We start from the raw sequence: 8,418 nt of genomic DNA, 5'->3' as shown, positions 1-8,418 counted from the left end.
TCAGATGAACTGAAGAAACTGACCGCAGCAAAAGTGCAACAAACTGTCAGCTAATCCGGAACCAAACCAACAGCGCACCCCTCCAATGCATTGCCGCCTCGTGTACACGAGTTGCCGTATGATGTAGATGACTTGCCGCCTTGCAAAAATTGATTGCCGCCTCATGTAGATTGATTGCCGTCTCGTGTACCGAAGCTCCCGCCTGATGGAAATGACTTGCCGCGTCTCGATTTGAAAGTGGCTCGGGAATGTTCATTAAACTGTGTCATCCCTCCAATGGAACAGCTCCCGGCTTTACAACATTGCCCGAAAACCGGCAAAGAGAACCTGGGATAAACTCAGCATGTCATCGCGGACTGTCGTTACTTCACCAGGAATCCGAATTGGTCGCTGTAATGCAGCATCTGCGCAGTATAGTCCGACTGGTATTCCACGGTAACATCGGTCACCTCACCATCGGCATTGGTAACCAGCTTTAGTTCCGGGTTCAGGAAACCGGCATAAGGAGCAATATTCAGCTTTTTGAAGCGCTCCAGCACTTCCCGGTGCAGCTCGCGATCTATCTTAACCGCATAGGTTTCAACAAGGTCTTTGGCAGCCACATAGTCACCTTCCGATTTAATGCGCTGCACTTCCTGCAACAACTGACCAAAAAGCCCGCGTAGTTTGGTGTAATCGTTAATCTGTACGTAAGTTTTGCCTTCCCGTTGAATCAGCTCCACCACCTTATCGGCTTTGCCATGCTCGTAGGCCCATCCGGCAATCAGCTGGCGATTACGCATGTGCGATTCCTCCAAATCTTTGCCCAACTCGATACGGGTCAACTGGGTAATCAGGCCATTGCGCAGGTATGCATCAAACTCAGCTTTACCGGTTTCAACGGATGGCACCAGCCCTAGTTCCAACAGTTTCTCGTCGGCAATGTAGTACAGTGCAAACAAATCGGCGCGGGTTTCTTCCAGGGTTGAATAGTAATTCTTCAGGTCTTCAGGCTTCACACCGGGCTGCATACGTCCAGAGCCATGGCCCAAACACTCATGCAGGTCGGTGTGCAGATTGCCGGCCAGCTGCCCGAACTGACGGGCGCGTTCCATCTCTACCTCCGATCCGGCAAACTCCTCAAGCATACCATTCCCCAGCGAATCCTGGAAGTAAGCCTGCGTGATGTTGTCGATGGTCACCGACTTGGAGCCAAATTCTTCGCGAATCCACTCCGAGTTTGGCAAGTTAATTCCGATCGGGGTGGCCGGGTAACAGTCGCCCCCCAACATAGCCACATGGATTACCTTGGCGCTAACGCCTTTCACCTCGGTCTTTTTATACTTCGGATCGACCGGTGAATTGGCTTCAAACCAACCAGCATTCTCAGATAGAATGATGGCCCGCTTGGTGCCTTCCAGATCTTTGTAGTTCACAATCGACTCCCAGCTGGCTTTAATCCCCAGTGGGTCGCCGTATATTTCGATGAAGCCGTTCACAAAATCAACCAGTCCTTCATTCTCGTTGGTCCAGGAAATGCTGTAATCGTCAAACAACGTCAGGTCGCCGGTCTCGTAATAAGCGACCAGCTTTGTAATGACATCTTTTTGTTGCTCGTTTTCGGCAAATTCAGCTGCCTTTTTCAACCAGATCACAATCTGCTGAATAGCCTTTCCATATTTACCACCGGTAAACCAAATATCTTCCTTCAAGGTCCCGTCATCATTCACAAGGGTTGAATTCAATCCAAACGAGGGGGCATGCTTCGGCATACTTTTGCGCTTGGCTTCGTAGAACTGCTCCGCTTCTTCCTGTGCTACATTCTGGTAATAGTTCATAGCCGAAGCTTTCAACAGGTCGCTATTACTATCGAGGCTGATGCCTTTCGCGTCCAGTTCCGGGTTGAAGATAACATTGAGGATTTGCGGCAGCTCGTCACCAAAGCTCAGAGTACCCAGGTCTACTTGCTTCAGCAATTGTTCAAAAGCCTCACGGCTCAATGCTGGCTTAAACTTTTCGGTCGAATAATGGTGGTGAATGCCGTTGCCAAACCAAACCTGCTTCAGGTAAAGGTGAACAGCTTTAAACGCCTCCGACTCACGATCGCCGTCAAAGGTCTTGTAAACCGTCTCCAGCAATTGGCGGATCTTCAGGTTCCATCGGTTGTTTTGGTCGAACAGGATATCGCGGCCACATAAGGCTGCTTGTCCAAGGTAATAAATGTACTGTTTTTGCTGCAGGCTCAACTTCTCGAAGCCCGGCAATTCGTAACGCAGTATTTTTATATCGGCAAATTTTTCAACAAATACGTTCATAATCAGTTTCAAGTTCAAAGTTACAAGTTTAAAAATCCCAGCCCGGCAAGCGTCTATTAGCCGCTCAATTGCTTCAGTTTTATCGACTCTCGGCCTCACCACGCTGTTTGGCGTAATATTCCTCTTCAATCAAATCCGACGATTTGATGCTACGCCGAAGCCAGCTCAGCTTAATTTCAGCTTTTTCTTCATCTGTCAGCTTCCAGTCGATGCTTGAATCATTCCGCAACTTCCAGGTCAGATGATGCAAAATAACAGATGCCGAAACCGAAATGTTGAAACTTTCAGTAAAACCATGCATCGGAATTTTCAGAAATTCATCAGCCTCATCCTTCACGACATCTGTAATACCGGTAAGCTCCGTTCCAAAGATCAAGGCTGTTTTCCCTTTTGTCAAATCAAAATCTTCCAGGTTGGTATCTCCCTCATGCGGCGTTGTTGCCACAATCCGATAGCCTTGTTCCCGTAACTTACGAATAGCTTCCCGACTGTTATTATCCTTCTGGTTATATCGTTTTACGTTTAACCATTTCGTAGCACCCATTGCCACTTCCCGGTCCACCTCAAAATCGTTGCTGTTTTCAATTACATGAGCATCCTGCAATCCAAAGCAATCAACAGAACGCATCGCAGCACTGGCATTTTGCGGCTGATAAATATTTTCCAGCACAATCGTCAAATACCGGGTTCGCTGATCCAGAATGCGATCAAATAGTTCGTTACGTTCATCGGTGATAAATTCAGAAAGGTAGTTAACCAGTTGATAATCCATTTTTAAGAAAACTTGTTGAGCTGACAAAAATAAAAAAGGGAAGCTAAAAAGCCTCCCTTTCCAATCTCTTTCTATCTAAAAAGTCTAGATTGCGTCTTCCAATTCAGCACCTGGTTTGAATTTTACAACTTTCTTTTCCGGGATTTCAATAGGTGCGCCTGATTGCGGGTTTCTGCCGGTTCTGGCACTACGCGTAGAAACTGAGAAAGATCCGAAACCAATTAAGGCAACACGGTCACCATCTTTTAAAGCGTCAGTTGTAGATGCGATAAATGCATCAAGTGCTTTTTTTGAGTCAGCCTTAGTCAAGCCTGCCTTTTCAGAAATGGCGTCAATTAATTGAGCTTTGTTCATAGGAAAACATGTTTAGGGTTAAAAAATAAACTGATTACTTACTATTTGTTTATTGACATAGTTACAATTATTCTTTGAGAAATACAACCTTTTTCTCGAAAACCTCAATAAAATCAACACTTTGAGGAAGGTTGCTTTTTGTGTTTCATAAAATTCTAAAATAACATTTAAATATGCAAACCAATTCCGACTTTTTTTTCAGCAAGAAAGAAGTGATTTTTTCCCTAAAATTTTTGCGCTTAAAAAAATTCGTATACTTTTGTCGCCACGATCACGGAGAGATGGCAGAGTGGTCGAATGCGGCGGTCTTGAAAACCGTTGATCTTCACGGATCCGGGGGTTCGAATCCCTCTCTCTCCGCAGAAAGCCGAGGCAGTTTTGCTTCGGCTTTTTTATTTTACTCCCTTACATAATCCAACTTTCCTCCAACCAAAATCTGGGCACCAAAACAGCTGAAAATTTTATTTCATTTTTTTCAGCCGATATTTTTGCACTTTAAAAAATTCGTATACTTTTGTCGCCACGATCACGGAGAGATGGCAGAGTGGTCGAATGCGGCGGTCTTGAAAACCGTTGATCTTCACGGATCCGGGGGTTCGAATCCCTCTCTCTCCGCAAAAAGCCGAAGCAGCATTGCTTCGGCTTTTTTATTATTCCCACTTATCTATTCGGACAAAAACCAAAGCCGGATCGACTAATTTCAACACGACTCTTTCCGGATTTACAATCCATCATCCAAAACCGGAGATACAAATGCAATAAAGGCCCTTAAGCCTTCCTATTCTATACTTAAACCTGAGGAATAGGAATAGACTAGGCCGAATATCAAAATCCCCTATAAGCAAAGCAGGCTGCCTAAAAAAAGACAGCCTGCCGCATATACATTTTACCAATTGGTCTATTGCAAAAACGGTTTTCCGTTTACAGTCACATTTTTCACAACCAAATTTTTGATTATTGACGTATCCAAATTGGCACTACCCGCTTCAATTGTCATATTTTCCAAGGTAATATCCGACAATCGATCGTATTCAGTGATGCCAACTTCTGCAAATTTCTCACATTTAATATTGAAATTCTTAAATGTGATATGCTCTGAAGAAGAGATCGGCGGTGTTTCTCGTCCCTGCAAGTCGTAAAACTGTCTCCATGGACGAATATAAATACAAGTGCGGGCAGTTCCCGAAATATTATCCATCGTAATATATTCGTACTTCTGAGGGGTATCAGGACGCATCTTCAAAAAGATTACCCGACTTACACCTTCAACAGTACAGTTGCGCACCAAGACATTTTTCGTATGTATTGACTCACTTCCACAGGTAAAGGTAGAGTGACAAAAGCCATAAGTATTGTTCTCGATCAGGATATTTTCATTCGGCCCGTTATTCGGGTCTTCGTCAGCATAGGGCCCTTTTCCACCTTTCATGGCAATCGCATCATCGTTAACCGACATATAGCAACCTCTCACCAGAATATTTGAACACACATCCAAGTCAAGCGCATCGGAACTTGGCGCTGGAACTGGTTCTTTAGGTGCAAAAATATCCAGATCCAAAAGCTTGGCGTAATTACACTTGTAGAGGTGAGTTGTCCAGAAGCCGGAGTTATGCAATCTCACATCCTGCAACTGCACGCTATCACATCCCCAAATAAATACAAGGCGTGGGCGGGAAACCTCCAGGTTTGTACATTTAGGATTCTCCTTGCGGCGCTGCCAAAAAGCTTCCCAATATTTCAATCCGTTACCATCAATCGTTCCTTCACCGGTAATTGTAAATCCATTTACATTGTAGGCATTTACCAAAGCGGGATAATAATCCAGATTCTGCCCTTCCATACGCGATGGCATAATTGGGTAATCAGCAATATCATCCGATCCTTTCAGCATTCCTCCTTTTTGAACATGTAAATGTGTTCCCGGTTTGAAGAAGATAGCACCACTTTTAAAAGTACCTTCAGGCACAACAATAACACCACCGCCATTGGCAGAAACAGTATCAATTAGGTTTTGAATGGCGACTGTGTTCATCGTTGAATCATCAGCAATTGCACCATAGTCGGCAATTGAATACCATTTACCTAAAGTTGACGGATCTATTTTTGTTGTATCTGAGAACCACGCAGGAATTGGGGTTCCGTCAGGGAATGTGTTTGAACTTGTCGCTTTCTTTTCTTGGCACGAGCTGAAAGCGAACAAAGCGCAGGCTAACAAGCCAATAACTGATTTAACAGTCATCCGAGTCAATCGTTTCATCTTTTTTCGTAATTGTAGTTAATAGTAGCAGTCTAATGACTGAAGCAAAAATAGTAATACTTACCGGTCTTCAAAAAGAATTATGGTGAATCGAACGGATTTGTAATAAAAGAAAAGCATTTCCAAGTTAGTGGAATCACCTACCCTGCGGCCGATTTACACTGCCATAGGGGAAATCTCAGCAAAGCAAAAAAAAGTTTTTCAGGATTAAATCTGAAATTCAAAAGCTTATCATTTCATCCGTCAAAAATGAGCCGCTCACCGCAAAATATTATTAGGTTGTTTAGAACTTATTATTATATTTGCACTCGCAATTGAGAAACGGGTGTAGCTCAGTTGGTAGAGCACTGGTCTCCAAAACCAGGTGTCGGGCGTTCGAGTCGCTCCTCCCGTGCAAAGCTGTCCAATCGGACAGCTTTTTTTTTGCCCCACCACCCCATACTTGTTTCGCAACATTTCTACCTTTCTTCCACACCGGATATCGATAAAATTTTCTATCATTGCATAAAAGTATTTTCTACTTTTAATACAATTCAATACCCAAAACAATGAAACGAAATCAATTCTTCAGCATCCTTACGGTTTTTTTAACTGCAATAGCTTTCAGCCAGACTGCCAATGCTCAAAATCCGGTAATCACAGACAAATACACGGCCGATCCTGCAGCTATGGTATACAAGGACACGGTATATCTGTATGCCGGTCACGATGAATGTCCACTCGACCACAACTTTTACGAAATGCACGAATGGCTTGTTTACTCATCAACCGATATGGTACATTGGAAGGAGTACCCTGTCCCGTTAAAAGTATCAGATTTTAAATGGGCCAAAGATGACGCATGGGCAGCACAGGTTATCGAAAGAAATGGAAAATTCTATTGGTATATTACAACATCTCATGCGACAATACCCGGTAAAGCAATTGGGGTAGCTGTTTCCGACAGCCCTACAGGTCCATTTAAAGATGCGCTTGGAAAAGCACTGATAACAAACGACATGACCACTGCCACTCCTATCAGCTGGGACGATATCGATCCAACCGTTTGGATTGACGACAACGGTCAAGCCTATCTTTACTGGGGAAATACGAAGTGCTACTGGGCCAAATTGAAGGATAATATGATTGAGCTTGATGGCCCGATTCATACGGTTGACTTACCCAATTATACGGAAGCCCCCTGGATTCACAAACATGGCGATAATTTTTATTTGTCCTATGCCTACCAATTCCCCGAAAAAACAGCTTATGCAATGAGTAAAAGCATTGAAGGCCCCTGGGAGTTTAAAGGAATCCTTAATGAACTTGCAGGCAATTGCAATACCAATCACCAGGCAATAATTGATTACAAGGGAAAAACCTACTTCATATATCACAATGGAGGAGTTCAGCCACACGGACAAAGTTTCCGTCGCTCGGTATGTGTCGATGAACTTCACTATAACCCGGATGGTACAATTAAGCGAATTATAATGACCAGTGAAGGCGTTCAACCGGCACAATAACAAAAAAGATATCAAATATTGAAAAGTGATCATCTGATCACTTTTTTTTTGCCTCTAATTGAACCATCTTTGCAAAAATTTTTTGCCAATCATGACAGTTGACTTATTCATCCCCTGTTTTATTGATCAGTTTTATCCGCAAACTGCATTTAATGTGATTAAAATTTTAGAAAAAGCCGGTGTAAAAGCAATTTACAATCCGGAACAAACTTGCTGCGGACAACCGTCATACAATAGTGGCTATTGGGATGAAACAAAAACTCTGGCCCTAAAATTTATTGGTGATTTTAAAGGAGAGCGAACAATTGTAAGCCCCTCTGCTTCCTGCACCGGATTTATCAAAAATTACTACGGCCATCTGTTTAAAGCAGGCGATCAGGAATTCGATGCTCAGAATCAACTTAAAGCTCGTCTCTTCGAATTGACCGATTTCCTGGTAAATCAGCTAAACTTCACCGACTTTGGAGCAAGCTTCCCGCACAAGGTTTGCTATCACGATGCTTGTACTGCTTTACGCGAATATGGCATTAAAAAAGAACCCCGGTTACTTTTATCGAAAGTGAAAGGATTGGAATTGGTTGAAATGGAAGATACAGAAACCTGTTGTGGTTTCGGCGGCACGTTTTCGGCCAAATTTCATTCAATATCCACTGCGATGACCGAACAAAAAGTGGAGAAAGCCTTAGCTACCGGAGCCGAATATATCATTTCCACCGAGTCTTCGTGTCTAATGAACATAGAAGCCTACATTATTAAGAACAAGCTCCCTATAAAGCCTATTCACATCGCCGACATTCTCGCAAGTGGCTGGGAATGATGTTCCATAACATTGACTACCGTTTGCAGTCATTAAGATAAATTAACGAACATTCAAAATAGAATTTCGTAACTTGCTGGTACTTTCTTCTTCGAGTTGAAAGGTATCGACCCCTATTTTATCAAGCTCTCAGCTTGCGTAAAATGCACTCATTTCCCCTTGTTATTTTGAAGTCTTAATTCGACATCTCAATTCAATGTCACATAGCTAAACGGTAAGAAACATGAAAACACAATTGTATTCAAAAAAAAGGAGCTGGCTTGACCAGTTAGATCACGTTAGATATTTTACCTCTAAAGGAAGTGAACCACATCATCCGTTACACGAAAAAAACGGTATTCATTGCGCCGGGGAGAAATTCAATTATATTGTCGATTGGCAGGTTAACGAAAAGCCACAAGCCCCTGCATAGGCATAAC

The 8,418-nt window shown here is 43.2% G+C and carries 7 protein-coding genes and 3 tRNA genes; 6 read left to right on the top strand and 4 right to left on the bottom strand.

Annotation, left to right across the window (positions count from 1 at the left end; genetic code table 11):
* Positions 1-362 precede the first annotated feature (362 nt).
* The 3 genes from AC37HE_RS12030 to AC37HE_RS12020 all read right to left on the bottom strand — a co-directional run bounded on the left by AC37HE_RS12030 (position 363) and on the right by AC37HE_RS12020 (position 3,420).
* Entirely contained in the window at positions 363-2,306 is a 1,944-nt protein-coding gene (locus AC37HE_RS12030; protein ID WP_500783091.1) for a dipeptidyl-peptidase 3 family protein, read from the bottom strand.
* A 67-nt stretch (positions 2,307-2,373) separates the two neighbouring features.
* The gene (locus AC37HE_RS12025) at positions 2,374-3,066 is read right to left on the bottom strand and encodes a TrmH family RNA methyltransferase (protein WP_500783090.1); all 693 of its coding nucleotides are present in this window, start codon (positions 3,064-3,066) and stop codon (positions 2,374-2,376) included.
* Positions 3,067-3,150: 84 nt separating this feature from the next.
* On the bottom strand, positions 3,151-3,420 hold the full coding sequence (locus AC37HE_RS12020; RefSeq protein ID WP_500783089.1) for an HU family DNA-binding protein: 270 nt from the start codon (positions 3,418-3,420) through the stop codon (positions 3,151-3,153).
* Between the two features lie 275 nt (positions 3,421-3,695).
* On the opposite strand from AC37HE_RS12020, the gene AC37HE_RS12015 reads away from it, so the two are divergent.
* Positions 3,696-3,780, top strand: a tRNA-Ser gene (locus AC37HE_RS12015).
* A 170-nt stretch (positions 3,781-3,950) separates the two neighbouring features.
* A tRNA-Ser gene (locus tag AC37HE_RS12010) sits at positions 3,951-4,035 on the top strand.
* 283 nt (positions 4,036-4,318) lie between these two features.
* Here the strand turns inward: AC37HE_RS12010 and AC37HE_RS12005 are convergent.
* On the bottom strand, positions 4,319-5,677 hold the full coding sequence (locus AC37HE_RS12005) for a rhamnogalacturonidase (RefSeq protein ID WP_500783088.1): 1,359 nt from the start codon (positions 5,675-5,677) through the stop codon (positions 4,319-4,321).
* A 321-nt stretch (positions 5,678-5,998) separates the two neighbouring features.
* On the opposite strand from AC37HE_RS12005, the gene AC37HE_RS12000 reads away from it, so the two are divergent.
* The 4 genes from AC37HE_RS12000 to AC37HE_RS11985 all read left to right on the top strand — a co-directional run bounded on the left by AC37HE_RS12000 (position 5,999) and on the right by AC37HE_RS11985 (position 8,411).
* Positions 5,999-6,071 (top strand) — tRNA-Trp (locus AC37HE_RS12000).
* Positions 6,072-6,225: 154 nt separating this feature from the next.
* Complete coding sequence (locus tag AC37HE_RS11995; protein ID WP_500783087.1) at positions 6,226-7,182, top strand: glycoside hydrolase family 43 protein; 957 nt, start codon at positions 6,226-6,228, stop codon at positions 7,180-7,182.
* Positions 7,183-7,273: 91 nt separating this feature from the next.
* Positions 7,274-7,999: a (Fe-S)-binding protein gene (locus AC37HE_RS11990; protein WP_500783086.1), complete on the top strand. Its 726-nt coding sequence runs from the start codon at positions 7,274-7,276 to the stop codon at positions 7,997-7,999.
* Between the two features lie 223 nt (positions 8,000-8,222).
* Positions 8,223-8,411, top strand: a complete 189-nt coding sequence (locus AC37HE_RS11985; protein WP_500783085.1) for a hypothetical protein — start codon at positions 8,223-8,225, stop codon at positions 8,409-8,411.
* The last annotated feature ends 7 nt before the right edge of the window (positions 8,412-8,418 follow it).

The organism is Mangrovibacterium sp. (assembly GCF_059905295.1).
This window is presented reverse-complemented; position numbering and strand designations above follow the sequence as displayed.